The organism is Thalassobellus citreus (genome assembly GCF_044385915.1).
Taxonomy (GTDB): Bacteria; Bacteroidota; Bacteroidia; order Flavobacteriales; family Flavobacteriaceae; genus Thalassobellus; species Thalassobellus citreus.
Genome location: NZ_JBISCC010000130.1, coordinates 89,671 through 115,941, shown reverse-complemented (window position 1 = coordinate 115,941; position 26,271 = coordinate 89,671). Strand labels below are relative to the sequence as shown.

Genomic DNA, 26,271 nt, shown 5'->3' with positions numbered 1-26,271 from the left:
TTTTTATTGTAGTTTTGCAGCTTACATTAAAAAATCATCATTCATTTAACATGAAAACAGAAAATTCTTTATGGTTACGTACTAAGAAAAGCGATAGCGTTGCCTACAAAGAACTTTTTGAAATGTATTATCCGTTACTCTGTTCTTATCTACTTCAATATACTAATAATAATTATGAAGCTGAAGAAATAGCACAAAGTGTTTTTGTAAAAATATGGTTAAAAAGAAACGATATAGAAATTCATTCTTCATTTAAGGCTTATTTATATAAAACAGCCTATTATGATTTTATAAATAAAACGAAAAAAGCAGAGAGAGATAATAAATTTATTGAAAATTTAAAACATGAGGTATTGCAGTCTGAAATAGAAGATGATAATACCATATTTCATGAAAAAATTAATAAAGTAAATGCTATTATTAAAACCTTACCAGACCGCTGTAAAGAAATTTTAATTTTAAGTAAATGGCAGAAAAAGAAGCATAAAGAAATTGCAGAGCAATTAGGTATTTCTGTTAAAACCGTTGAAGCTCAATTACGTATAGCTTTTCTTAAAATAAGAGAAGCTTTTGAGAATGATGATAATTTTGTTATGTTTTTATTGTTTTATTCAGATAAGGTATTTAAAAATATTCATAATTAAAGCAAGCTATATCTTAGTATAGCATAAATAAAATTCATCTTCATTGATCATTAAAATCTAAAAATTAAAAAAGGAGGTTGTAGCATTTTCGCTAATCACTCATTTTTTATTCTTTTTAACTTTTCATAAAAACCCTCATCTATATTTTTTCAATACATTTGCTTTTCAAATTTTGAATTAATTTTAGATGAAAAATACAGCTTTAACCGAAACTCACGAAGCACTTGGTGCAAAAATGGTACCCTTTGCTGGCTATAATATGCCAGTACAATATGAAGGTGTAAACGCAGAACATGAAACAGTACGTAAAGCTGTTGGTGTGTTTGATGTCTCGCATATGGGGGAATTTTTAATAGAAGGCGAACACGCTTTAACATTAATACAAAAAGTATCTAGTAATGATGCCACAAAATTAACCAATGGAAAAGCACAATATAGCTGTATGCCAAATGATGATGGTGGTATTGTTGATGATTTAATTATTTATAAAATAAAAGAAGACACGTATTTACTAGTTGTAAATGCTAGCAATATTGAAAAAGATTGGAATTGGATTCAATCTAAAAACGATGTTGGGGCTACTATGCGCGATTTAAGTGAAGACTATTCATTACTTGCCATTCAAGGTCCAAAGGCTATTGAAGCTATGCAAAGCTTAACTAGTCATGATTTAGCAGCTATTAAATTCTATAATTTTGTAGTAGGCGATTTTGCTGGTATTGAAAATGTAATTATTTCGGCTACAGGCTATACTGGTAGTGGCGGATTTGAAATTTATTGTAAAAACACAGAAGTAAAACAAATTTGGGATAAGGTATTTGAAGCTGGAGCCGATTTTGGTATTAAACCAATAGGTTTAGCTGCTCGTGATACCTTACGATTAGAAATGGGTTATTGCCTTTACGGAAATGATATTGATGATACCACCTCGCCTATTGAAGCTGGTTTAGGATGGATAACAAAATTCACAAAAGACTTTACAAATTCTGAAGCTTTAAAAGCTCAAAAAGAACGTGGTGTAGAACGTAAACTCATTGCTTTTGAGTTAGACGAACGTGGTATTCCGCGTCATGGTTATGATATTGTTGATGGTAACGGAAATAAAATTGGTGAAGTTACCTCAGGTACTATGTCTCCTAGTTTAAGTAAAGGTATTGGATTAGGCTATGTACCAACTGTTTTTGCAGATGTTAATAGCAAAATTAATATTCAAATACGTAAAAAGGCCATTCCTGCAACGGTTGTAAAATTGCCTTTTTACAAATAATTTATGCCAGATTTTCAATTAATTCTAGAAAGCATTTATCAAAATGCAATAAATGCTTCCGACAAAGGAGTCGTAGCATCTTATATTCCAGAATTAGCGCATATAGACAAAAATAATTTTGGTATTCATTTAAGAACATCCGATGGAAAGCATTATGGTGTTGGTAATTATAACAAACCATTTTCTATTCAAAGTATTTCTAAAGTTTTAGCTCTATCAAAAGCAATGGCTTTGGTAGGCGAATCAATTTGGGAACGGGTTGATGTTGAACCTAGCGGAAACCCGTTCAATCATTTATCGTTGTTAGAAATTGAAAACGGAATTCCTAGAAATCCATTAATTAATGCTGGTGCTATTGTTATTGCTGATATTCTAGTTTCAAATTTAAAAAATCCGAAAGACGATTTTTTAAATTTCATTAGAGATTTAACAGGAGATAAAAGTATTAATTACAATAAAGATGTTGCCCATTCTGAAAAAATAACAGGATTTAAAAATTACGCAGCAGCTAATCTTTTAAAATCTTTCAATAATTTAGAAAATAATGTCGATGACGTTTTAGATTTTTATTTTCATCAGTGTGCTATCGAAATGTCATGCAGTCAATTAACAAATGCATTTTCTTTTTTATCGAATAAAGGAAATTGTTTGCATGATAAAGTGCGACTCACAAAAACACAAGCAAAACGTATTAATGCCATTATGCTTACTTGTGGATTTTATGACGAAGCTGGAGAGTTTGCTTTTGAGGTTGGATTACCAGGAAAAAGTGGTGTTGGCGGTGGTATTGTGGCGCTTCTACCCGATCATTTTGTTATAACAACATGGTCTCCAGGACTCAATAAAAAAGGAAATTCTAAATTAGGAATGCTAGCACTTGAACAATTTACTAGCCAAACAAAACTATCTATTTTCTAGTTTGTTGCTAATGTGAAGTTTGATGTATGATAAAACGAAATAACAAGCATAGAATTTTAATTTTAGGCGCTAGCGGTTTTATAGGTGCTGCTATTTATAAAGAACTATGCTCCTATTTCAGAACCTTTGGCACATACAGACTAACAAACAAAGCTTTAGAAAAAAACAAACACTTTTTTCAGTATAATATTGAAGAAGATGATGTTTATGAAATTCTAGACATTGTAAAACCTACTATTGTTATTTCGGCACTTCGAGGCGATTTTGCTGCTCAATTTGTTGCACATAAACACTTGGCAGAATATGTATATTCTAATAAAGTTAAGATTATATATACTTCGTCTGCTGTTGTTTTTGATGGTTACAGTAAGTATCCAAGTTACGAACTAGATAAAACCTATAGTAATAGCATTTATGGGCATTTCAAGATAAAAATTGAAAATATGCTGTTGCGCTTACCTAAAAAACAAGTTGCCATTATAAGACTTCCTATGGTATTTGGTGCGCAATCACCTAGAGTGTTAGAAATTATTCAGCAAGTAAAAGAAAAAACACCTGTAGAAGTGTTTCCTAATTTAATAATGAATGTTACTAACGATAACAAGTTAACACAACAAATTCATTATATAATTAACAGAAACAAATACGGTATTTACCATTTAGGTTCTAATGATTTGGTGCATCATGACGACTTTATTAAAGAAATAATTAAATCTTTAGAGTTAAAAAATGTTGTTTACAAACAAGTTTATACAACTAACGACGATCGGTATTTAGCAGTATTACCAAAATATAATTTACTTCCAAAAAATTTACAATTATTAAGTCAAGAAATATTAACAGAATTAGAAATATAAGCTTTCAAATGATTAAATTGGTGAAAATTTTCAGCAACAAATAAACATTTTAATTATGAGTAAATTATCTGAAGATGATATAGAAAAAAAATTGTTACAGTTTCCAGATTGGGAATATTATGATAATGCTATTCATGCAGAATTTGAATTTGAAAATTTCAAAGATTGCTTTAGTGCCATGAGCCGTATTGCGTTTGAATGCGAAGCCTTAAATCATCATCCTAATTGGTCTAATGTTTATAATGTACTTACTATTTCGTTATCTACACATTCTGCAAATGGCGTAACGCATTTAGATTTTAAATTAGCTGAAGCAATAGAAAATATTGTAGAACCTGATGAGGAATAATTTGCAATTAAGCAATAGGTTTTTAACTTTGTTAGATTAAAATTTTTTAAAATTAAAAAATTCCTTTTTATCAAGGGAATAAAAATAAAAACACAGTATTATGGGAAGAGCTTTTGAATTTAGAAAAGCACGTAAAATGAAGCGTTGGTCTGCAATGAGTAAAGCCTTTACACGTATAGGTAAAGACATAGTCATGGCAGTAAAAGAAGGAGGTCCAGATCCTGATAGTAATTCGCGTTTAAGAGCTGTTATACAGAATGCAAAATCTGTTAACATGCCAAAAGATAACGTAGAGCGTGCTATTAAAAAGGCTAGCGAAAAAGGTCAAGGCGATTATAAAGAAGTTATTTTTGAAGGTTATGCACCACACGGTATTGCTATTTTAGTAGAAACTGCAACCGATAATAATACAAGAACCGTAGCAAACGTTCGTAGTTATTTTAATAAATGCGATGGTAGTTTAGGTACATCTGGCTCTGTGGTTTTTATGTTCGATCATACTTGTAATTTCAGAATAAACGCAGAAGGATTAGATCCAGAAGAATTAGAATTAGAATTTATTGATTTTGGTGCCGAAGAAGTTTTTGCCGATGATGATGGTATTTTAATTTATGCACCTTTTGAAAGTTTTGGAGCCATTCAAGCGGAATTAGAAAGTCGTGAAATTGAAATTTTATCGTCTGGATTTGAGCGTATTCCTCAAGTAACAAAACCATTAACACCAGAACAAGTTGCTGATGTTGAAAAATTATTAGAAAAACTTGAAGAAGATGATGATGTACAATCTGTATATCACACCATGGAAGAATCAGCAGAGTAACACTATAAAAAGTAAATACAAAAAGAGCTTCACAGCTCTTTTTTGTTTTAAAAACAAAAAATTATGCAAACTATCAATTGGGGAATTATTGGGTGTGGCGATGTTACTGAAGTAAAAAGTGGACCAGCTTTTCAATTAACAGAAGGTTTTAATATAAAAGCTGTTATGCGACGTGATGTTGAAAAACTAAAAGATTACGCTAAGCGTCATAATATAGAAACTACTTATACCGATGCTGATGCCTTAATTAATGATGACACTATTGATGCTGTATATATTGCAACACCACCAGATACCCATAAATTGTATGCTTTAAAAGTAGCTAAAGCTGGAAAAATTTGCTGTATAGAAAAACCAATGACTCCAAATTACGCTGATAGCTTAGAAGTTTTTAATGCTTTTAAAGAAAAAGAAATTCCGCTATTTGTTGCATATTACAGGCGATCATTACCAAGATTTACTAAGATTAAAGATTGGTTAGAACATAATTATATTGGAGATGTAAGACATATTAGTTGGAATTTTAGTAAACCAGCTAATGACATTGATAAATCTGGAGACTATAATTGGCGTACAGATGCTAAAATTGCTCCTGGAGGTTATTTTGATGATTTAGCGAGTCATGGTTTTGACTTATTCGCTTTTCTACTTGGTGATATAAAAATTGCTAATGGTATTGGCTTAAATCAACAAGGAAAATACACTGCTAAAGATGCTATTACAGCATGTTGGCTACATGAAACACATATAACAGGATCTGCATTTTGGAACTTTGATTGCCATAATCATTTAGACGAAGTTGTTATTTATGGAAGTGAAGGGCACATTAAATTTTCTGTTTTTCATGATAATCCTATTGTATTAGAAAGCAAAACAAAAAACGAAGAATTGTTTATTGAACACCCTAAACATGTACAAATGCACCATGTAGAAGGTATGAGAGATATGTTAATAAATAAAGATTATACACATCCTTCTTTAGGACAATCGGCAATACATGCCAATTGGGTTATGGATAAAATTTTAGGAGTAATTTAATAAATAAAAGATCTTATTTATTTTTCACATAAATTAATTTGAATCGTCCGTTTGATTGGTCGCGTTGTTCCATTTCAAATTGGTTTAACGATTTAAACAAAGGTGTTAATTTTGCAAAGCCAAAATTTCGAGGATCAAAGTTGGGTTGCTTTTTAAGAATTAATGAGCCCACGTCTCCTAAAAAAGCCCAACCATCATCATCGGCTGCATCGTTAACAGAGTTTTTAAGAAGTCTAATAACTTTCGGTGTTATATTATATAAATTTTCTTTTTTCTGAGCGCCTTCTTTAGTTTCCTTTTCATTATCATTTTTAAGAATTTCTAAATAAATAAATTTATCACATGCAACAATAAAAGGATTTGGTGTTTTCTTCTCTCCTATTCCGTAAACTTGCATACCTGCCTCTCGCAATCGTGTTGCTAATTTTGTAAAATCACTATCTGAAGACACTAAACAAAAACCATTAACCTTCTCGGAATATAAAATATCCATCGCATCAATTATCATGGCCGAATCTGTAGCATTCTTGCCTGTAGTATACGCATATTGCTGAATGGGCGTTATGGCGTTTTCTAACAGAATGTTTTTCCATTTAGAAAGATGCGGTTTAGTCCAATCACCATAAATACGTTTTATAGTAGGCGTACCATACTTGGCTATTTCCTCCATCATTTCTGAAATGTATTTTGAAGGGATATTATCACCATCAATAAGTACGGCTATTTTTGTGTCTTTTATCATAATTTTTTAAAGATAGATAATAAATATATACACAACAGTTATATAATTATAAGTTTTTGAGTTATCTATTTAATATTTTAACACTTTCAACATAAAATTATCTTACACTTTACTTATTTTTAACGATTATATCCTTTAATTTTTTATTAAATCAATAGAAATCATTTCAAAATGAATCAATTTAAAACCAAAAGTATCAATTTTACTTACTTGTTTTTTTCTTTATTAATCTGTTTTAGCTCAATAAACCTAAACGCTCAAAAAAAGAAGCGAACCAAAAAAAAGGATAAAACAGAAATAAAAGCCCCAGTACCAAAAAAAAGCAAGAAAAAAACAATTAAAGATTTAACAAAATCTAGTAGAAAAATTGAAGGCTTACTGACTATGTACCAAGATACAATTACAGGATCGCTTCAAATGTTAATATCTAACGAACAGCTTGGTAAAGAATTTATTCATTTTAGCCAAATAGCAGACGGTGTCATGGATGCTGGTAGAATAATTAGAGGTTCATATCAAGACTCAAAAGTTTTTAAAATTGAGAAATATTTTGATAAAATAGAGTTTATAACTCAAAACACATCCTTTTATTACGATCCAGATAATGCTATTTCAAAATCTGAAGGCGCCAATATTAGTGAAGGTAATATGGCAAGCATAAAAATTGAAGCATACAATGAAGAAAAAGGGTTATACCTTATTAAAGCAAATGATTTATTTTTAAAAGAAACATTCTCACAAATAAAACCAGCTTCAAGACCTGGAGGTTCTCCTACAGATTTCAAACTAGGTAATTTAGATAAAAATAAAACGAAAATTATCAATATTAAAAACTATCCTGAAAACTCAAATATTAAAGTTGAATATGTATTCTCTAAACCATCAACCTTAAATAATGGTTCTAATGCTGTTGCAGATGGCAGAAATGTAAGCGTAAAAGTATTTCATAGCTTAATTGCAATGCCTGAGAATGATTTTGAACCACGTTTTGACGACCCTAGAGTTGGATACTTTGGCCAACAAGTAGATGACAAAACATCTACCAGTGCTACACCATATAGAGATTTAATAAATAGATGGAATTTAAAAAAGAAAGATCCAAGTGCAGCCATATCTGAACCTGTGAAACCAATTACGTACTGGATGGAAAATACAACACCAGTTGAATGGCGAGAAACTATAAAAGAAGCGGTTTTAAAATGGAATATTGCTTTTGAAAAAGCAGGATTTAAAAATGCCATTGTTGTGAAGCAACAACCAGATGATGCCATTTGGGATGCTGGCGATATACGATATAATGTTTTACGCTGGACATCATCTCCAGAACCGCCTTTTGGCGGCTACGGACCAAGTATGGCAAACCCAAGAACTGGTGAAATATTGAGTGCCGATATTATGTTAGAATATATTATGTTTTCGAATAGAGTAATTTTAGATAAACTATACAATTTAGCATCTTTAGAAACGGCTTTTACCCCATCTGATGTTTTAAATAACGACCACATGTATTGTTCATTTGGTGAATTATTGCATGAAGATGCAATGTTTGCAAAGTCTATAGCTTCTGCATTTGGAGCTACTAATTTAGAATTAAAAAGACTTCAAAAAGAAGTTATCACTGCGTTATTAATGCATGAAGTTGGACACACATTAGGACTTAATCATAACATGAAAGCTAGTCAATTATTCTCGCCTGAACAACTTGCAGATGCCGATTTTATAAAAGGGAAATGCTTAACAGGATCTGTTATGGATTATGCTGCTTTAAATTTAACTAGAGACAGAAGTAAACAAGGACAATACACAGATATGTCTGTTGGACCGTATGATGTTTGGGCTATACAATTTGGATATACCCCATTTAAATCTGAAGCTGAAAAAGACGCTTTATTAAATGAATCTACGAAACCCGAACTTATTTTTGGTAATGATGCCGATGATATGCGATCTCCAGGTAAAGCAATAGATCCTAGAGTTAATGTTTGGGATCAATCTAATGATGCTATTACTTACTCTATTGATCGTATAGAGCTTGCAAATGATTTAATGAAAGATCTATTTCAAAATTTTACAACAAAAGGCCAATCTTATCAAGAATTAAGACAAGCTTATTATTTATTAAGTAGGCAAAAATCTGGTGCTGCAAATATAATATCTAGATATATTGGAGGCGTATATGTTGAACGCGGTATGGTAGGACAAAAACATAGTAAACAACCATATACGCCTGTAAGTTTAGAAGATCAAAAAAGAGCTATGAATGCTTTAAGTAAATATGTATTTGCTCCAAATGCTTTTGATGCTCCTAATGAATTATACAATTATTTAGCATTACAACGTAGAGGTTTTAATTTTGGAAGAAATACAGAAGACCCAAAAATACATCAACAAGTATTAACATATCAAAAAAATGTATTTGCTCATATTTTACATCCAACAACATTAAAACGTATTTCAGATTCTGAACTTTATGGTAACAAGTATACTTTATCTCGTTTTATGACAGATTTAAACAAAGCAATATTTAAAGCTGATATTAGTGGTAATATAAATTCATTTAGACAAAACTTGCAATTAGAATATACAAACACATTAATAAATATGCTAAATGGTAAAAGAGCAAGTAGCTTTTCTAACAATTCTAAATCGATGGCATTATATAATTTAAAACAAATTAGAACTATGGCGTCTTCTTTGGGAAATATAGAATCAAGAGCTCATAAACAACATCTAAGAACGCTTATTGATAATGCTGTAAAAGAGATTAAATAATCAATCTTAAACTGCATAAAAAAGCCTGTTAATTTAAACTTAACAGGCTTTTTTTATTTTGATTGTATTAATGCAATGTTTCTTTTTAGGTACAAATAATTGTTTACTTTATGTTTCATTGATTGATACACTATACATAAATCAATTTTTATGCCATAATTTAATATAGCTATGAATATTTAGAGATTTTACCTTTAATCCCTTTAAAAAAATGATACATGAATTTAAGGTCGTTTTCAATGTTTTCTGTTGGATAAAATGGTTCTGAAATCTTATTTTGCTTGTTTTCAAAATCAAAGCTCACCATAATAATAGGTATATTAACTTTTTTAGCTATGAAATAAAAACCCGTACGCCACTCATTTACTTTCTTTCTAGTGCCTTCTGGAGCTAAAGCCATTCTAAATTCTTTCTTTTCTTTAAATAGTTTAGCTATAGCATCAACCTTATTTTCTTTTGTAAACCTATCAATTGGCGTACCTCCTAAAGCTCTAAAAAAACAACCCATAGGAAATACAAACAATTCTTTTTTACCAACAAAATTGATTTTAATGTTTGATACAGACCGTAACAAAACACCAATATAGAAATCGTGCCAACTGGTATGCGGTACAGCAATTATAACTGCTTTCTTAATTGTATCTTTAGAAAAATTAGTATTACCAACAACTTGCCAACCTAATATTTTAAAATAAATAAGTTTGGCTAACCATTGCATATTACATTTTTTTATAAAGTTCTTTTAATTTTTTAGGAGTTGCTATTGTTTTCCAATTTTTACCTAATGCATTTTCCCATAAAGGATCTAAACTTAAAGCGATGTTAATCATAATATCAAGTTCGTTATCACTCAAATTGGAACAAATCCCTTCAGGTAATTCTATATTATGTATAGACATCATTTTTTGAAATAGTTTTACGCCATCAGGATAAAATTCTTCTAAATGATTAAATACAATACAATTACCAATGCCATGCTTTGTACCTAATAAATATGATAACCCATAACTCATAGCGTGAGCAACACCAACTTGAGAATAAGCTATACTCATACCTCCATGCCAGCTTGCCATCATAAGTTTATCTTGCAAGTCTTTTTTTGACAAGTTATTATCTAAAAATACTTCATTACACAAATCAAAAGCTTTTTCACCATAACTCTGGCTAAAAGCATTTAAGTACGTTCCGCTTAAAGATTCTATACAATGAATATAGCAATCCATTCCTGTATAAAACCATTGGTCTGTATGTACATCTTTAGTCAGTTCAGGATCTAAAACAACTTGATCAAAAGGTGTATAATCAGAATTAATACCTAATTTCTTTTCAGGACCAGTAAGTACTGTTGTTCTTGACACTTCTGCTCCTGTTCCTGATATAGTTGGTACACCAACATGATAAATAGCAGGATTTTTTACTAAATCCCATCCTTGATAATCTTTAGCATCACCTTCATTAGTTAACATAATAGATACTGCCTTGGCCAAATCTAGAAGCGTACCACCACCAATACCTATAATGCCAGAAGGTCGTTCTTTTGTATTTAAAATAATATCCTCAACTAATTCATCTACTTGAGATGTTTTAGGTTCTTCATTAGCCGAAATATAAATTATCTTATCGTCATACGATAAACTTATTCTTGATATTAACCAGGTATTATTTTTAAATACATCATCTATTAAATAAATGAAAGGGGCTTTAATACTTAATCGCTTTGGGGCAATTATATCATTTAGTTGGCTGAAACTACCTCTACCAAAAATAACTCTTGGCACCATTGGAAAGTTTTTATAACTCATTTAATTTATTTTCTTTTCAAAAAGTAAAAATAGTATTATTTAATTTTACTTTGATAAATATTTTGTTTTTCAACTAAAAAGAAATATTATTTGATAGAACTATTTATTATAATAATTCTAAAATATCTTTTAAGCTCTCTAAGGTTTTATATGCTTTTCCATTCGTTTCTTTTTCGCTTACTTGTTCATGTGCCCAAGTAGTATGAAAAGGTACGTGTATGGCATTTGATTTTATATTTACTAAAGGCAAAACGTCTGACTTTAATGAATTTCCAATCATTAAAAATTCTGAAGGCTTTATATCTAAATGATTTAATAATTTAGAATAATTAGCTTCTTTCTTATCACTTAAAACTTCGATATGATGAAAATAATTAGTTAAACCAGATTTTTCTAATTTTCGTTCCTGATCTAGCAAATCACCTTTTGTAGCTAAAATTAATCTATATTCTTTTGATAGACTTTTTAAAACAGCTTCAACACCATCTAGTAATTCAACAGGTTTATTCAACATATCTTTACCTATGTTCAAAATGGCTTCTATAGTTTTATTAGATACTTCAAAATTTGATAATTCTAAAGCCATTTCTACCATAGACAATACAAAAGCTTTAACACCATAGCCATATAATGGTAAATTACCTATTTCTTTTTTAAATAATTCTTGATCTATTTTATTAGGCGTTTCATATTTAGATAATAAACTAGCAAATTCAGCTTCGGCATCACGAAAATAGGTCTCGTTTACCCAAAGCGTATCATCAGCATCAAAACCAATAACTTTTATGTTTTTATAATCTATTTCCATTCTTTTTTGGCGCGTTCTAAATCTTCAGGAGTATCAATTTCTACACCTTGTATATCTGTTTCAACCATTTTAATACGTTTTCCGTATTCTAAATAACGAATGCACTCTATTTTTTCTGAAGCTTCTAAAGGAAGCATTGGTAAATTATAAAAATCTAATATAGCTTGCTTTCTAAATGCATAAACGCCTTTATGCTTAAAATATTTGGCGCCTACATTAGTTTCTCTTGGATATGGAATTGGGCTACGTGAAAAATATAATGCAAAATCAGATTGATCTACAATAACCTTTACTGTATTAGGGTTATTAATTTCGTCGATATCTGTAATATGAACCATTAATGATGCTAAATCGACTTCTTTATCAGGGTCGTTTTTAAACACATCAATAAGTTTAATTAATGATTCTTTATCAGTAAAAGGTTCGTCTCCTTGAACATTTATAACCACATCTATATCTAAAAACTCAACAGCTTCAGCAATTCTGTCACTTCCACAGTCGTGTTCCTTTTTACTCATGATGGCTTTTCCTCCGTTATTTACAATTTCATTATAAATAATATCACTATCTGTAACCACAAAAACATCATCAAATAAATTGGTTGCAACAGTAGCTTCGTATGTACGACGTATTACTGTTTTACCACCAAGGTCTTGCATAAGTTTTGCAGGAAAACGTGTTGCGCTATAACGCGCTGGAATCATAGAAATTATTTTCATTTATTCAATATTCAATTCTTTGTCAAAAATAGTACTATTTAATGAGTTAATTTTTTTTGGATTTAAACTTTTTATATAATTTAAAAATCACAATAAATAGTATCACTACTAAAACAATAGCAAGTACAGGTAAAAAAATTGAAATAATAGACATAACAACCGAAGTACCCGTTTCTAAAGTCGCAACAATAGGGTTTGCTAAACCGCCTGTTGTAGCAGTAGATGCTAATCTTGTAGTACTTGATGTTCCTGCAATGGCTGCTGCTGTACCACCTCCTGCTATAATTGCTAAAGACCATGTAATTACAGGACTTAAATCTGCCACAGTAGACATCATGACTGCGGTTCCTGCTAATGCTGCCAATGGTACTGCTATACTGTCTAATAAGTTATCTATATACGGAATAAAATATGCAAATATTTCTACTACAGTAGCAACCCCTAAAGTTATTAGTGCTGTTGTACTTCCTATCCATTGCCAAGATTCATTAAGTTGCCAAACATCAAAATAGGAAGCTAAACTTAATGCGAATAATGGTAAAAACACTCGAAAACCAACAGAAGCAGCAAGTCCTACTCCCAAACAAATACTTATAATTGTTTCTATTGTCATAGCTAAATATAATCAAAAACTATTCCTCAAAAAAATCGTCTTTAAAACCAATAAGATACAACTTTTCTTTAGCTCTGGTTACAGCAGTGTATAACCAACGTAAATAATCTTTATCGATGCCGTTTGGCAAATAAGGTTGTTCTACAAAAACTGTATTCCATTGCCCCCCTTGAGATTTATGACAAGTAATAGCATAAGAGAACTTAACTTGTAAGGCATTAAAATGTTTGTTTGCCTTTACTTTTAAAAACTTTTTATACTTGGCTGTTTCACTATCATAATCTTTCATAACTTCTTGATAAAGCCTGTTAGAATCTTCATAAGGTAAAGAAGGGGTTTCAGCATCAATAGTATCTAATAATAAAACAGTTTCAAATGGACGCATATTGGGGTAATCAACCATTCTTACTTTTACTTCTGCAAAGCGAAAACCATAAAGTTCTTCAATTTTAAATATTTCTAAAACTTCAATAATATCACCATTAGCTATAAACCCTGCATCTGTATTAGGCTTAATCCAAAAATAATTATTCTTAACAACCATTAAATAATCTCCAGCCGATAATTCATTTTCATTAAATAAAATACGACTGCGTATTTGCTGGTTATATAAATTAGCGCGTTTGTTACTTCTAACAATAATAGCTGTTTCTTCGTTTCCTAAATTACTATAAGCATCGTTTATAGCATCCATAATATCATAACCATCAACTAACCTAACAATATCTTTAAAGTTGTTTAAATCAAACTTAAAAGCATCATGAAATGAACTAGACAATGTTTCGCGTAAAAAAGTAGCGTTAACAAGAATTCCTGAATCATGTTCTTGACGCATGACTTCATCTAACTCCATTCTAGTAACCTCTTTGTTGTAATTTAAAGCTAGCGTATTCTCATTTAGAGCAGGACTTAAATCTAACTTTACAGGAGGAAGTTGTGCCGTGTCACCAATTAACAATAATTTACATTGATGACCAGAATAAACGTACTGCATTAAATCATCTAAAAGAGAGCCATTTTCAAAAAGTTTAGAATCTCCTGCCGTATCAGGTATCATTGAAGCTTCATCAACAATAAAAATGGTGTTTTTATGCTTGTTAGGTTGTAAAACAAATTTAACACCTCCACCCTGATCTTTCTTAGGAAAATATATTTTTTTATGAATAGTAAAGGCTTCTTTCTTTGAGTAATTTGAAATCACTTTAGCAGCTCTACCCGTTGGTGCCATTAGTACAGCGCTTTTTTTTGCTTTCCATAAATTACTCACAATACAGCCTATAATGGTTGTTTTTCCTGTACCTGCATACCCTTTTAACAAATAAAGCGCATCAGGCGATTTATTAAAAATAAACTCGGATAATTGCTGTAAAACAATATTTTGTTTTATAGTAGGTTCGAACGGAAAGTCCTGTTTTATAAGGGAATAAAATTCGGGTGATGTCATTTAAATTAGACGGATTAAAAATTATTCAAATATATGAATGATTTTTACGTGCTTTCGTTTTTACGATTAAAAAAAATTTGTAGATTTGCTAAATACCTTTATAATAATTTATTTTTAATAAAAACCCATTATGTTAACATTTATTCTGATTGCAGTTGCTGTAATACTAGTAACAATTGGCTTAGTAAAGCTAATTGACAAATTTGTTCCTTCTAAATTTAAATCTGTATTAACTATCGTATTGTGGGGGTTAATATTTTTTCTAGGATACCAAACTTTTATGTCTGTATATAACCCTGTTTTATTTGAACAAACAAAAGAAAAGCGCTATGCTGAAGTTATTAAAAATTTAATTGATATTAGAGATGCTCAATTAGCACATAAACAAATTACTGGAGTATTTGCTGGTGATTTTGATAAACTGGTAAAGTTTATTGATACTGCTGAATATACGATTACACAACGTCGTGATTCAAGTGTAATTGATCCTGTGTTAACAAAACAATTTGGAGTAGACATGTATAAAGAAATAGTTATCATTGATACATTAGGAACTTCTTCTGTAAAAGATTCTTTATTTAAATCATCTGATAAGTATAAAACAATGATGAATGTACCTGTTGGTGAAGCAGGTGCTAAATTTGAACTTAAATCTGGTTTTATTGAACAAAGTGATGCTAAAATCCCTGTTTTTGAAGCCAAAGTTAAAAAAGCCGTTATTTTATTTGACCAAGATAAAGATTTATTAAGTCAAGAGAATGAAGTGGTTTCAGTTGAAGGCGTAAACGGAGATGCTCTTATAGTAGGCTCTATGGACGAAGTTAATACTGGAGGTAACTGGCCAAAAACTTATGGCGATAACGAGTAAAACTTTTAAGAAACTAACTAATATAGATCTGTCCATTCAAATAAGTTTGAGTGGACTTTCTTTTTGTACCCTACAAAGAGATACTAATACCATCTCTAGTTTAAAACAAGTTGACTTTATTAAAAAGTTAAATCCATTAGAAGTTTTAGATAAATTAAAACATGTATTCAATACAGAAAAAAATCTACAAGATGATTTTAACAATGTATGCATTATACATGATAATGAACTTTCAACCTTAGTACCAAAGCCAATATTTAATGAAGATTGTTTAGTTGATTATTTAAAATTTAATTCTAAAATTTTAAAATCAGATTTTATTACCTATGATGATATTCTTATAAACGACAGTGTTAATGTTTATGTACCATACATAAATATTAATAATTTCATTTATGATAAGTTTGGTGCATTTACTTTTAAGCATGCTTCTACCGTTTTAATTGAACAAATTTTACTGATAGAAAAGAATTCTGATGCAATAAAAATGTATGTAAATGTTAATAAAAATCATTTTGAAATAGTTGTTGTAGAAAACTCAAAATTAATCTTCTTTAACACTTTTGAATATAAAACTAAAGAAGATTTTATTTATTACTTGCTCTTTACAGCAGAACAATTAAAACTAAACCCAGAAACATTAAATTTAATTTTTCTTGGAGGTATAGATACTAAAGATGACCTCTATGTTATTGCATACAAATACATTCGGTTTACATTTTTAGGCAACAGAGAAGATAATTATAAATACAGCATAGATGCTCAACCAGCGAGTCATCATAGCAATTTCACCTTAATAAAAAGTTTTTAATGCGCATTATATCCGGATTATTTAAAAGCAGAAAAATAGTAGCGCCTAAAAACCTACCTGTTCGACCTACAACAGATATGGCGAAAGAGTCATTATTCAACATATTAAATAACACATTTTATTTTAACGATATTTCAGTTCTCGACCTATTTGCTGGCACAGGAAATATAAGTTATGAATTTGCATCAAGAGGCACAGAGCAAATTACTTGTGTAGATCAAGACTTTGGCTGTATTAAGTTTATTAACCAAACAGCCGACAAATTTGATATGCCACTACAAACTATAAAAAGTGACGTCTTCAAATTTTTAGAGAAAACAAAAATACAAGCAGATGTCATTTTTGCCGATCCTCCGTATAATTTCTCTGAAGAATTGTTCTCTAAAATTCCAGAATTAGTATTTAAAAATAATCTTTTATTAGAAGAAGGTGTACTAATAATAGAGCACTCAAAACATACTAGTTTATCTACTTTACCAAACTACAGTTATTCTAAAAGTTATGGAGGTAATATGTTTAGCTTTTTCGAAAATCAAGAGGTCTAGAAAACGCCTTATTTTGTTAATTCGCTTTTATTTAGTACTTTAGAAATCTCCTTAAGAGTCCCAGACTCTATTTACATCTTCCTTTTTACCCAATTTATTCGGGTATTTGTTTATGGATTAAACTTAATACTAACCCTTTAAACCATAAAACAAATGAAAAAACTTTTTTTAATTGCAACAGCGCTTGTTCTTTTTATTGCTTGTCAAAATAAGCCGCAACGTTATTTTGAAGAATCTGCCGAAATAGAAACTGTTAAAGCAGGAATTAAAGCTTATGAAGCTCAAGACTGGACTAAATGGAAAGCAAACTTTGCTGATACTGCAAAAATTTTCCATAACACCAATAAAGGAGCTACACCTAATGAAATGATGACAGGCATGACTCAAATGTTATCTAACTTCTCTTCTTATGGGTTTTCTAAAAAAGGAGGCGTATCCGAAATGGTTATAGATAAAGACGGAAAAACTTGGGTAAATTATTGGAATAACTGGAACGGTACATCTAAAATTACTGAAAAAAAATTAGTAATACCTGTACATTTAACAATCGAATTTATTGAAGGCAAAATTGTTCAAGAATATGCCTATTATGATACAGCAGGTATAAATAAAGTTATAGCCTCTGAAATCGCTGCACAAATGGAAACTGAAACCGAAGTTTCTGAAGAATAAAAGCAACTAACACTATAAATATTATGAAAACAATTAAAACAAGCTTATTAGCAATGCTCCTTTACTGTTTTACTTTTAATGTAGCTTTATCACAACAAGCATTTCAAGTACATCAAGACAACGTTAAACCTTCCATGTTTATGGAATACGAAAAAGTTGCTAAAGCATTTAACGAGGCAAGTGTTGCCAATAATGTACAAGCTACATGGTTTACAGCCTCGACAAGTGATTTTAAATATTTTTACATTACGCCTATCGAAAATTTTGCCGATTTAGATAAACGTCCCTTTGCAGAAATGGCAAAAACAATGGGAGACAAATGGAAAGAACTATTTCAACGTTTCGACAAATGTTACGATTCTCACGGATCTTATATTCTTATAAAAGACGATGCTCTTTCATACATGCCAGAAGGTGCTACAAATGCTCCAGCAGATGAAAACTACAGAGATTGGTTCTATATGTATTACACACCAGAAAATGCAGAAAAAATGAAAGAAGGCTTAAAAGCAGTAAAAGACATGTACACAAACAAAGGATCCAAACAATATTACCGAATATATAAAAACGGTTTTGGCTCTATGGAAAACTTCTACCTAGTCTCTATTGCTTCGAAAGATGAAATTGATTCTGCTCAAAAAAGTAAAGCCAACAAGGAAGTTTTAGGACCAGACAGATGGGATACCTTTAGCAAAATCATGAATTACACCACTCGAGTAGAAAATTATACAGGAGAAATGCGACCAGACCTAAGTTATTCTCCAAAAACAGATTAACCAACCAATCTTTTTTAAGCAAAAAACCCTTCTTTAAATTAAAGAAGGGTTTTTTTATAGGTAAGTAAATTTATAAGCCGGATTCTGTATACCCTGAACTCGTTTCAGGATCGCTCCAAAAAAGAATTAGAATACCCTTATCATTTATCTGAGTGCATTGTTACCATTACACTTTAGCTGCCTACCCTCCAGTATCGAGCGTGCCGCCCTCAAGCACTGGTTTACATGACATTGCACCACATAGAGTTTACCTGGTTTCACTACAGCATTACCTGTACATACTTTCTGTTGCACTTTTCCTAACCTCACGGCTGGTGGCCATTAACCACTATATTGCACTACGGTGTCCGGACTTTCCTCTCAAGTACTGAAATAAATTCAGCACAAAAGCGATAAGGCAATCTACTTCCCGCAAAACTACAACAAACTGAAATTAAAATCTAAATAAAAAGCGTTTTCCTAAGCTTAACTAGAATTCAGTTAAAATTATTATTATCATGAAAATTTAAACTTTTGGGCGTTACCTTTATCCTGAATTTAGTTCAGGACCAAGGGTCAGGCTTTCCGTTACAAGTCCTCGCTCCTAACGTCGCTGTGGACTTTTCACTGCAATCCTTAACGCGGGTGTTTGCTGGCTTATGCTTTTTTAAATGAAAAGTTGTCTTATTTTGGATAGGTTCGTTTAACGTTTACGTAAAATATTAATGGCGCGTTAAAGCACTAATTTAATAAATAGAAACTTGCCATTAATTTTATGTTTTGTTGTAAAACGTTTTATTTCCAAAATTTCAAAACCCACATACTCTTACCAGCCCATGTGATAATAAGCCCAAACCCGTTCAATGTTCATATGTAACCATTCGTTATAATACCTCCAATCTTTATATTTAGGAAGTTTTATTGTTTTTTTTAGTTCTTCTGGGTTATGACTTCCAGAATCCATAGCTGTTTTTACAGCATTCATTAAATCTTCCAAATAAACTCTTTGTTCCTTAACTACAGAACTCGAGTCTATCGCCGGTTGACCTTCTGGACCATGTCCTGAAATAACATAATCAAAATCCATTTGCTCAATTTCTTTTAATGTTCTTACCCATTCGTCTGGCCAGAAATCAGGCATTCCTCTAAAAGCAACTCTTCGAGGTGTAACTATATCAACAATAAACAAAATTTTCTCTTTTGGGATTCGCATTACGATTAAGCTTTCTCCATGATTTGGTCCAAAATAAAATAATTCTACAGTTCTATTTCCTAACTCTAAAGTATAATTATTGTAAAATGTAATATCTGGCAAAGGAGTTACAGGATTAGGATGGTCAGTTAATTCCTTTAATAAGTTTTTATGTCCAATAAACTTTGCTCCTTCTTCTTTAAAGATATTTCCACCAGAAATATGGTCGTGATGATTATGGCTATATATTACGTATTTTATTGGCTTATCTGTGATTTTACGAATCTCGCTTTGTAATAATTTTGCAGCTTTGGGATTCATAGGGTCTGTAACAATTACGCCTTCATCAGTAATCAAAAAGATATTACGATAAACCCACCAACGAAAAACATATAAATCGTCGCTTATTTGTTTTATACTATGTCCAAATGTTTCCCCTCCAATTGGTTCTTTGATTGGAATCTCTTGCCCATTAGTCATATTAATAGACAAGAGTGAAATTATAATCACTATAAAAGTTGTTTTCATAATTATTGAATTTTATTTATTAATATTGCATATCAATTGTTGACTACTCATTAATTGATAATTCAAAAGTACAAAGTTTTAAAAATCCATTGATGAAAATTCATCAATAGACTTTAACAGATAACAAATGGAAACATTTAGAACACCACAACTAGACCTTATTCATAATGTACTTGAACTAGCTAAAAACATTAATAAGCAGCAAGAAATATTGTTGAAAGAGTTTAATATATCACACGAACAGCTTAATATATTAATTATTCTTTTCTACGATTCTTGTAAGTCGTCGTTATCATTATTGGAAATTCAAGAAAGAATGATTTTGTCTACCACAAATACTAGTAGATTAGTGGATAAATTAAAAGAAAAGAAATTAGCTACAAGAAAAACTGACAGTAAAAACAGAAGAAAAGTTAAGATTCAAATAACAAAAAAAGGAGAAACTTTAGTGATACAAGCAACTAAAAAAATTAAAGATTATTCTAAGAAAGTTAATTTAAAAATATCAGATAATGAATCATTCGAGTTAAGTAAAAAAATTGTCGAAATAAATGAGTTAGTACTGGATTGGTATTAAATTTAAAGCATTAGTAATTACTGCTAATGACGTAGATATAAAATCTTTTTAATAATTTATATCATACGTTGGCAACAATTTGAACAACTCATCACTAAAAAACAACAACTCGGACTTTTAAACTTTCCAAACCAAAACTATAATCTGAATTTTGAATCGCTAAATTCAATTAGAAACAAATGGAAGAAACGATAAAAATTTTGATTTATATCCACGCATTTTTTGGTGGACTTGGATTAGTGACAGGAATTGGAAGTGTAATTGTAAAAAAAGGAAGTAAACCTCATAAAAAAATGGGAAAATTATTCTCAATCGGAATGGTAATAAGCTCTCTAATTTCAATGCCAATTTCTTGGCTACCTAATCACGAAAATATATTTCTTTTTCTAATTGGGTTATTCACTATTTATTTAGTTATTTCTGGAAATCAAATTTTGACTTTTAAATCTAAAAGAAAGAAAATCGCAAAACCGATTGATAAAATCATATCTGGAAGTATGTTAACTATATCAATTCTTATGATTTTATTTGGCACTCATGGTATCATTAAAGGAAATTCAACATATCTATTATTTGTTTTCTTTGGTGGATTTGGACTTTCATTGACAATTAGAGATTTTATTTTTTATAAAAATGTTGAGAAAACAAAAAACGGATGGCTGTCTAATCATATCGGAAAAATGATTGGAGCATTTATTGCCTCAATTACCGCATTTATAGTTGCTGGATTAGGAATTGGAAATTTGATTGCTTGGACTTTGCCTTCAATTTTAGGAACAATATATATTATATATTGGAGAAGAAAACTGAAAACAAAAACTGTTGCCAACAAAGCATAAAATTAATGGCTGGTTCTAGCCTATTTGGAAAATTCCTGCGGAATTTTCCGCTGATAAGTTTCTATTTACTAAATTAGTGCTTAAACGCGCCACTAATATTATAAGTAACCATTAAAACTAAGCTAGCTATTTTTTTCTGATAAAATAAAGAAAAAACTATCATCACAATTAATTTCATTTGTTAATAACTCCTATTAAATTCTAAGTTCAAAATTCTAAATTATCAATTGAATTTTTAACTTTGTTATCTATTCAATAAGCATCAAAAGATGCTTAAATAATTAGGCAATTTGGAACACTTTGTAGTATCGGCTAGAAAATACAGACCTCAAACGTTTAAAGACGTTGTGGGGCAGCAAGCTATTACAAATACCCTACTAAATGCCATAGAACACAATCATTTAGCACAAGCTTTACTATTTACAGGACCACGTGGAGTTGGTAAAACAACTTGCGCTCGTATTTTGGCTAAAATGATTAATAGTGAAGGCAACGAAACCGAAGACGAGGATTTTGCTTTTAATATTTTCGAGTTAGATGCCGCATCAAACAACTCGGTTGATGATATTAGAAGTTTAACCGATCAGGTTCGTATACCACCACAAGTTGGAAAATACAAAGTCTATATTATTGATGAGGTACACATGTTATCTCAGGCAGCTTTTAATGCGTTTCTTAAAACTTTAGAAGAACCACCAAAGCATTGTATTTTTATTCTTGCCACTACAGAGAAACATAAAATAATTCCAACCATCTTATCGCGTTGTCAAATTTTTGATTTTAAACGTATTACGGTTAAAGATGCTAAAGAATATTTAAAATATATTGCAGAACAACAAGGCATTACTGCCGATGATGATGCGCTACATATTATTGCTCAAAAGGCAGATGGTGCTATGCGTGATGCGCTTTCTATATTCGATCGTGTTGTTAGTTTTTCAGGAAAAAACCTAACAAGACAAGCAGTTACAGAGAATTTAAATGTTCTTGATTACGATACTTATTTTACAAGTACAGATTATATTTTAGAAAATAAAATACCTGAACTTTTACTACAATTTAATAATACGCTATCAAAAGGTTTTGATGGCCATCATTATATTGCTGGTTTAGCATCTCATTTTAGAGATTTATTAGTTAGTAAAACTACCGAAACCATAGAATTGCTTGAAGTTGGCGATCAAACAAAAGAAAAATACTTAAAGCAGTCGCAAAAAGCGTCTCAAGATTTCCTTTTAAAAGGTATTGAACTTGCTAACGACTGCGATCTCAAGTATAAAACCAGTAAAAATCAACGATTACTCGTTGAATTATGTATCATGCAGCTTGCCTCTATCACTTTTGATGGAGAAAAAAAAAATAGCAAACATTACATAATACCTGCTTCATATTTTAAAAAGAAAGGCATTACGCCTGTTCCTGTTAAAGTTCCTGAGCAAGTTTCCTCACAAAATAATACAACTTCAAATAAAACGGAAGTCACTACTGCAGCATCTAAGCATGTAGAATCTTTACAAGTAAAGGAACCTAAAAAAATTATATTAAAACAAGGCACAAAAAGAACTTCTGGACTGTCATTAAGTAGTATTAGGGCAAAAAAAGAGCATCAAATAAAACAAATGGATGTTGTTGTTGATGAAGAAGATTTGCCAAAAGAAGATTTTACTGAAGCGGACTTAATAGCCCATTGGAAAAAATTTACTCAAATTTTAATAGAAAAAGGAAAACATAATTTAGCCTCCATTTTATCTATGGATACACCTAAAGTTAAAGGAACAACCATACATTTAGAATACCCAAATGCGACAAACAAGGTTGAATTAGAGCGTCAGCAATATGATTTAATGGCCTATTTAAGAAAGTCATTAAGCAACTATGATATTAGTCTAGATATTAGTGTAAATGAAATTCTTGAAAAACAATATACTTACACACCTGCTGATAAATTTGAGAAATTAAACGAAAAAAATCCTAATTTAGATCTTTTAAGAAGAACTTTCGATTTAGATATATAAACTACAGTTTATGAGAAATTTATTTGTTTTAATTTTTGTACTAACAATTACCTTGTTTAATTGTAATAATAGAAAAACCAAAAGTGAAGCTTTAAAAGAATCTGTCACAAAGTTTAAAGATTCTATAAGTCCAATCGAGATTAAAAAATATTTTCCCGAAGCATATACCGAAGTTGAAACAGATACTATTTTAAATAACGGGTTTCATGTAAAAATTAAAACTTTTACAGACATGAAACAAAACGTTTTAAATGCATTTACAATTGATAGTATTAATTATAAATACTACTATAGAAATTACATAAATAAGTTAGAAATATTCTACAATAACAAATTAATTATAGACGAATATTTTAACAAATCATCTTTTAGTAAAGATGAAGACACTCTATTTTGGAAAAATGCTTTATTAGGAGGTTTTACCTTAGATGATACAAATATTGATTCCGATAAAGTATCTATTATTGCTTTTTACTGCCCTATAGAGTCTGAAGATTGTAAAGAGTATAAAATTACTATAGACAAAGAAGGAAATAAAACTACCGAAGACATTACAACAGAATTAATTCATTAATTATGCTAGGATTAAAACTACCAACAGACCCACGTTGGGTTAATATTGTTGAAAAGAACATTGAAGAAATACTAACCGACCATGCTTTTTGCGAACAAAAGGCAACAAGTACAGCTATTTCATTAATTGTAGGCTTTCCTGAATACACCGAATTAGTTCAAGAAATGACAGCTTTAGTAAAAGAAGAAATGAGTCATTTTAAAATGGTACACGATATTATTATAAAACGTGGTTGGGTACTTGGTAGAGATAGAAAAGATGATTATGTTATTCAGCTATTAAAGTTTTTTCCTAAAGGAGGTAGCAGAACAACACAATTGGTACATAGACTTTTATATGCTGCATTAATAGAAGCTAGAAGTTGTGAACGTTTTAGATTATTATCTGAAGAATTAGAGGATAAAGAGTTAGCAACCTTTTACAGAAACTTAATGGCTAGTGAAGCAAACCATTACACCATGTTTTTAGGTTTTGCTAGAAAGTATGGTAAAAAAAAAGAAGTTGACACCAAATGGCAACAACTTCTTGAATATGAATCTGATATTATGAGTAAATTAGGTAAAACTGAAGCTATACACGGTTAAAATTTATAACCAACTCCAATTTGAATATTTGTGTTTTTTGCTTCTAATAAGCTACTTGTAAATACATTAGCCAAACCATAAGTGTACCTAACATCTGCAAATAACACATGGTTTAATTTGTATTCTAATCCAGCAACAGCAGAATAAGCAAAATCTTTAGCGTTATCATCAACCTTACGAACTTTTAATCCAACCTGTGGTCCTAAACCAAAATGAATTTTTTCACTCATTCTAAATCTTAATAAAATAGGAATTTGAATATAATCTAAATTTAAAGTTTCATCTTTAGCACCTTCAGCTGAAAATTGCAATTCAGGCATAACAGAAATAGTTTTTGATAAACCTATAGTTGCAAACGCTCCAAAGTAAATACTATTACGATGTTTGTTTAGTTTAGGTGAATCACCATCAAAGTCTAGGTTAGAAATATTTAAACCACCTCTAACTCCATACTTTACATCTTGTGAGAATCCAGAAAAAGAAATAACAAGTAGGATTGTTAATATTGATAATCTTTTCATAATTAAATAGTTTTGGGTTATAATTATATGATGACGAATATATATTAATAATGTTATATTCTCATATTTTAAAAGATAAAGTGCAAAATATTACTGTGTATTACTAGAAACAGTATCGTAATAAATACTTTTTATAATACCATCTGCCAAACCAATTTTTGGAACATAAATATTCTTTGCTCCACTCCATTTCATTGATGAAAGATAAATTCTCATAGCTGGAATTATTACATCTGCTCTATCTTGATTTAAGGAAAGCTCTGTAATTCGTTCTTCATAAGAATAGGTTTGAAGCGTATTATAATAAGATGTCAAATAAAAATAAGTTAATGGTTTTCCCATAGCTTTTCCTGACACCTTAAATATTTTATTGATATTTCCACCAGACCCTATAACACTAATTTTTTCATAATTTTTAGTGTTTGCTTTTATCCATGCTTCTAATTCTTGCCAAGATTCTTTTTTAACCATGTCATTAAGCAAACGCACCGTTCCTATTTTAAAAGAGCGAGACGCTACAGGTTTTCCCTGATGAATGACTGTAAACTCTGTACTACCACCACCAACATCTACATATAAATATGTTTTATTATTATCTATATATTTATTTAAATCTGTGGCTGCTATAATGGCTGCTTCTTCTTCTCCTCCAATAACGTCAATACTAATACCTGCTTTCTTTAAAACTAAATCTACAATTTCGTTACCATTTTCCGATTCTCGCATTGCCGATGTAGCACAGGCTTTATATTTAACTACTTTATGAGATTTCATTAAGAGTTTAAAAGCTAACATCGTATCTAATATACGTTCCGTATTCTCTTTTGAAATTTTATCTTTAACAAAAACATCTGCTCCTAAACGAATAGGAACACGTACTAATGAATTTTTCTTAAACTGAACAGGTTTACCTTTTTGCTCAATAATATTTGAAATTAGCAATCTTACTGCATTTGATCCAATATCTATAGCTGCATATTTTTTTATTGAAAGCATA

28 protein-coding genes and 1 other RNA gene are annotated in these 26,271 nt (G+C 30.4%); 18 read left to right on the top strand and 11 right to left on the bottom strand.

Annotated features, from left to right (window positions below; translation table 11 throughout):
- Positions 1 to 50 precede the first annotated feature (50 nt).
- The 7 genes from ACH5TX_RS18260 to ACH5TX_RS18230 all read left to right on the top strand — a co-directional run bounded on the left by ACH5TX_RS18260 (position 51) and on the right by ACH5TX_RS18230 (position 5,893).
- Positions 51 to 644 (top strand): RNA polymerase sigma factor, encoded by a 594-nt coding sequence (locus tag ACH5TX_RS18260; protein WP_439340930.1) that lies wholly within the window; start codon positions 51 to 53, stop codon positions 642 to 644.
- Positions 645 to 831: 187 nt separating this feature from the next.
- A complete protein-coding gene (gene gcvT, locus ACH5TX_RS18255) occupies positions 832 to 1,911 on the top strand; it encodes a glycine cleavage system aminomethyltransferase GcvT (protein WP_439340929.1) in 1,080 nt (359 codons plus the stop codon).
- A gap of 3 nt (positions 1,912 to 1,914) precedes the next feature.
- A complete protein-coding gene (locus tag ACH5TX_RS18250) occupies positions 1,915 to 2,829 on the top strand; it encodes a glutaminase (protein ID WP_439340928.1) in 915 nt (304 codons plus the stop codon).
- A gap of 26 nt (positions 2,830 to 2,855) precedes the next feature.
- Entirely contained in the window at positions 2,856 to 3,686 is an 831-nt protein-coding gene (locus ACH5TX_RS18245) for a sugar nucleotide-binding protein (RefSeq protein WP_439340927.1), read from the top strand.
- Between the two features lie 55 nt (positions 3,687 to 3,741).
- On the top strand, positions 3,742 to 4,035 hold the full coding sequence (locus tag ACH5TX_RS18240; protein WP_439335660.1) for a 4a-hydroxytetrahydrobiopterin dehydratase: 294 nt from the start codon (positions 3,742 to 3,744) through the stop codon (positions 4,033 to 4,035).
- 100 nt (positions 4,036 to 4,135) lie between these two features.
- Positions 4,136 to 4,855, top strand: coding sequence for a YebC/PmpR family DNA-binding transcriptional regulator (locus ACH5TX_RS18235; RefSeq protein ID WP_439335661.1), 720 nt, complete (start codon positions 4,136 to 4,138; stop codon positions 4,853 to 4,855).
- A 63-nt stretch (positions 4,856 to 4,918) separates the two neighbouring features.
- A complete protein-coding gene (locus ACH5TX_RS18230; RefSeq protein WP_439340926.1) occupies positions 4,919 to 5,893 on the top strand; it encodes a Gfo/Idh/MocA family protein in 975 nt (324 codons plus the stop codon).
- Positions 5,894 to 5,906: 13 nt separating this feature from the next.
- Here ACH5TX_RS18230 and ACH5TX_RS18225 read toward each other — a convergent pair whose 3' ends face one another.
- Positions 5,907 to 6,635: an NYN domain-containing protein gene (locus ACH5TX_RS18225; protein ID WP_439340925.1), complete on the bottom strand. Its 729-nt coding sequence runs from the start codon at positions 6,633 to 6,635 to the stop codon at positions 5,907 to 5,909.
- A gap of 171 nt (positions 6,636 to 6,806) precedes the next feature.
- Between ACH5TX_RS18225 and ACH5TX_RS18220 the strand changes: the two genes are divergently transcribed.
- Positions 6,807 to 9,407, top strand: coding sequence for a zinc-dependent metalloprotease (locus ACH5TX_RS18220; protein WP_439340924.1), 2,601 nt, complete (start codon positions 6,807 to 6,809; stop codon positions 9,405 to 9,407).
- Positions 9,408 to 9,576: 169 nt separating this feature from the next.
- Here ACH5TX_RS18220 and ACH5TX_RS18215 read toward each other — a convergent pair whose 3' ends face one another.
- The 6 genes from ACH5TX_RS18215 to ACH5TX_RS18190 form a co-directional block, all read right to left on the bottom strand.
- On the bottom strand, positions 9,577 to 10,125 hold the full coding sequence (locus tag ACH5TX_RS18215) for a 1-acyl-sn-glycerol-3-phosphate acyltransferase (protein ID WP_439340923.1): 549 nt from the start codon (positions 10,123 to 10,125) through the stop codon (positions 9,577 to 9,579).
- 1 nt (position 10,126) lies between these two features.
- Positions 10,127 to 11,209 (bottom strand): iron-containing alcohol dehydrogenase family protein, encoded by a 1,083-nt coding sequence (locus tag ACH5TX_RS18210; protein WP_439340922.1) that lies wholly within the window; start codon positions 11,207 to 11,209, stop codon positions 10,127 to 10,129.
- A gap of 106 nt (positions 11,210 to 11,315) precedes the next feature.
- Positions 11,316 to 12,017 carry an HAD family hydrolase gene (locus ACH5TX_RS18205; protein ID WP_439335666.1) on the bottom strand — a complete coding sequence of 234 codons (702 nt, stop codon included), beginning with the start codon at positions 12,015 to 12,017 and terminating at the stop codon, positions 11,316 to 11,318.
- Positions 12,008 to 12,736 carry a 3-deoxy-manno-octulosonate cytidylyltransferase gene (gene kdsB, locus ACH5TX_RS18200; RefSeq protein ID WP_439335667.1) on the bottom strand — a complete coding sequence of 243 codons (729 nt, stop codon included), beginning with the start codon at positions 12,734 to 12,736 and terminating at the stop codon, positions 12,008 to 12,010. The genes ACH5TX_RS18205 and kdsB overlap by 10 nt, the downstream gene beginning before the upstream one ends.
- A 46-nt stretch (positions 12,737 to 12,782) precedes the next feature.
- Entirely contained in the window at positions 12,783 to 13,349 is a 567-nt protein-coding gene (locus tag ACH5TX_RS18195) for a DUF4126 domain-containing protein (RefSeq protein ID WP_439340921.1), read from the bottom strand.
- 19 nt (positions 13,350 to 13,368) lie between these two features.
- Entirely contained in the window at positions 13,369 to 14,793 is a 1,425-nt protein-coding gene (locus ACH5TX_RS18190; RefSeq protein ID WP_439340920.1) for an ATP-dependent DNA helicase, read from the bottom strand.
- Positions 14,794 to 14,923: 130 nt separating this feature from the next.
- Between ACH5TX_RS18190 and ACH5TX_RS18185 the strand changes: the two genes are divergently transcribed.
- The 5 genes from ACH5TX_RS18185 to ACH5TX_RS18165 all read left to right on the top strand — a co-directional run bounded on the left by ACH5TX_RS18185 (position 14,924) and on the right by ACH5TX_RS18165 (position 18,465).
- A complete protein-coding gene (locus ACH5TX_RS18185; protein WP_439340919.1) occupies positions 14,924 to 15,661 on the top strand; it encodes a hypothetical protein in 738 nt (245 codons plus the stop codon).
- Complete coding sequence (locus ACH5TX_RS18180; RefSeq protein WP_439340918.1) at positions 15,645 to 16,472, top strand: DUF3822 family protein; 828 nt, start codon at positions 15,645 to 15,647, stop codon at positions 16,470 to 16,472. Before ACH5TX_RS18185 ends, ACH5TX_RS18180 begins: the two co-directional genes overlap by 17 nt.
- Positions 16,472 to 17,017, top strand: coding sequence for an RsmD family RNA methyltransferase (locus ACH5TX_RS18175; RefSeq protein ID WP_439340917.1), 546 nt, complete (start codon positions 16,472 to 16,474; stop codon positions 17,015 to 17,017). The genes ACH5TX_RS18180 and ACH5TX_RS18175 overlap by 1 nt, the downstream gene beginning before the upstream one ends.
- 153 nt (positions 17,018 to 17,170) lie before the next feature.
- Positions 17,171 to 17,689, top strand: coding sequence for a nuclear transport factor 2 family protein (locus tag ACH5TX_RS18170; RefSeq protein ID WP_439340916.1), 519 nt, complete (start codon positions 17,171 to 17,173; stop codon positions 17,687 to 17,689).
- A gap of 23 nt (positions 17,690 to 17,712) precedes the next feature.
- On the top strand, positions 17,713 to 18,465 hold the full coding sequence (locus ACH5TX_RS18165) for a hypothetical protein (RefSeq protein WP_439340915.1): 753 nt from the start codon (positions 17,713 to 17,715) through the stop codon (positions 18,463 to 18,465).
- A gap of 57 nt (positions 18,466 to 18,522) precedes the next feature.
- On the opposite strand, the gene rnpB is transcribed toward ACH5TX_RS18165, so the two are convergent.
- Both rnpB and ACH5TX_RS18155 read right to left on the bottom strand, forming a co-directional pair.
- An RNA gene (gene rnpB / locus ACH5TX_RS18160) (RNase P RNA component class A) lies at positions 18,523 to 18,874 on the bottom strand.
- 396 nt (positions 18,875 to 19,270) lie between these two features.
- Positions 19,271 to 20,164, bottom strand: a complete 894-nt coding sequence (locus ACH5TX_RS18155; protein WP_439340914.1) for an MBL fold metallo-hydrolase — start codon at positions 20,162 to 20,164, stop codon at positions 19,271 to 19,273.
- A gap of 127 nt (positions 20,165 to 20,291) precedes the next feature.
- On the opposite strand from ACH5TX_RS18155, the gene ACH5TX_RS18150 reads away from it, so the two are divergent.
- From ACH5TX_RS18150 to ACH5TX_RS18130, 5 genes are all read left to right on the top strand, one after another.
- Positions 20,292 to 20,741, top strand: coding sequence for a MarR family winged helix-turn-helix transcriptional regulator (locus ACH5TX_RS18150; protein WP_439340913.1), 450 nt, complete (start codon positions 20,292 to 20,294; stop codon positions 20,739 to 20,741).
- A gap of 179 nt (positions 20,742 to 20,920) precedes the next feature.
- A complete protein-coding gene (locus tag ACH5TX_RS18145) occupies positions 20,921 to 21,580 on the top strand; it encodes a hypothetical protein (RefSeq protein ID WP_439340912.1) in 660 nt (219 codons plus the stop codon).
- Positions 21,581 to 21,870: 290 nt separating this feature from the next.
- The gene (gene dnaX, locus ACH5TX_RS18140) at positions 21,871 to 23,595 is read left to right on the top strand and encodes a DNA polymerase III subunit gamma/tau (protein WP_439340911.1); all 1,725 of its coding nucleotides are present in this window, start codon (positions 21,871 to 21,873) and stop codon (positions 23,593 to 23,595) included.
- Between the two features lie 10 nt (positions 23,596 to 23,605).
- Entirely contained in the window at positions 23,606 to 24,169 is a 564-nt protein-coding gene (locus ACH5TX_RS18135; protein ID WP_439340910.1) for a hypothetical protein, read from the top strand.
- 2 nt (positions 24,170 to 24,171) lie between these two features.
- Positions 24,172 to 24,753 (top strand): MiaE family protein, encoded by a 582-nt coding sequence (locus ACH5TX_RS18130; protein WP_439340909.1) that lies wholly within the window; start codon positions 24,172 to 24,174, stop codon positions 24,751 to 24,753.
- Here the strand turns inward: ACH5TX_RS18130 and ACH5TX_RS18125 are convergent.
- Together ACH5TX_RS18125 and ACH5TX_RS18120 are read right to left on the bottom strand one after the other, a co-directional pair.
- Positions 24,750 to 25,274 (bottom strand): porin family protein, encoded by a 525-nt coding sequence (locus tag ACH5TX_RS18125; RefSeq protein WP_439340908.1) that lies wholly within the window; start codon positions 25,272 to 25,274, stop codon positions 24,750 to 24,752. The two genes, ACH5TX_RS18130 and ACH5TX_RS18125, sit on opposite strands and share 4 nt — an antisense overlap.
- 90 nt (positions 25,275 to 25,364) lie before the next feature.
- On the bottom strand, positions 25,365 to 26,270 hold the full coding sequence (locus tag ACH5TX_RS18120) for a Ppx/GppA phosphatase family protein (RefSeq protein WP_439340907.1): 906 nt from the start codon (positions 26,268 to 26,270) through the stop codon (positions 25,365 to 25,367).
- Position 26,271 lies beyond the last annotated feature (1 nt).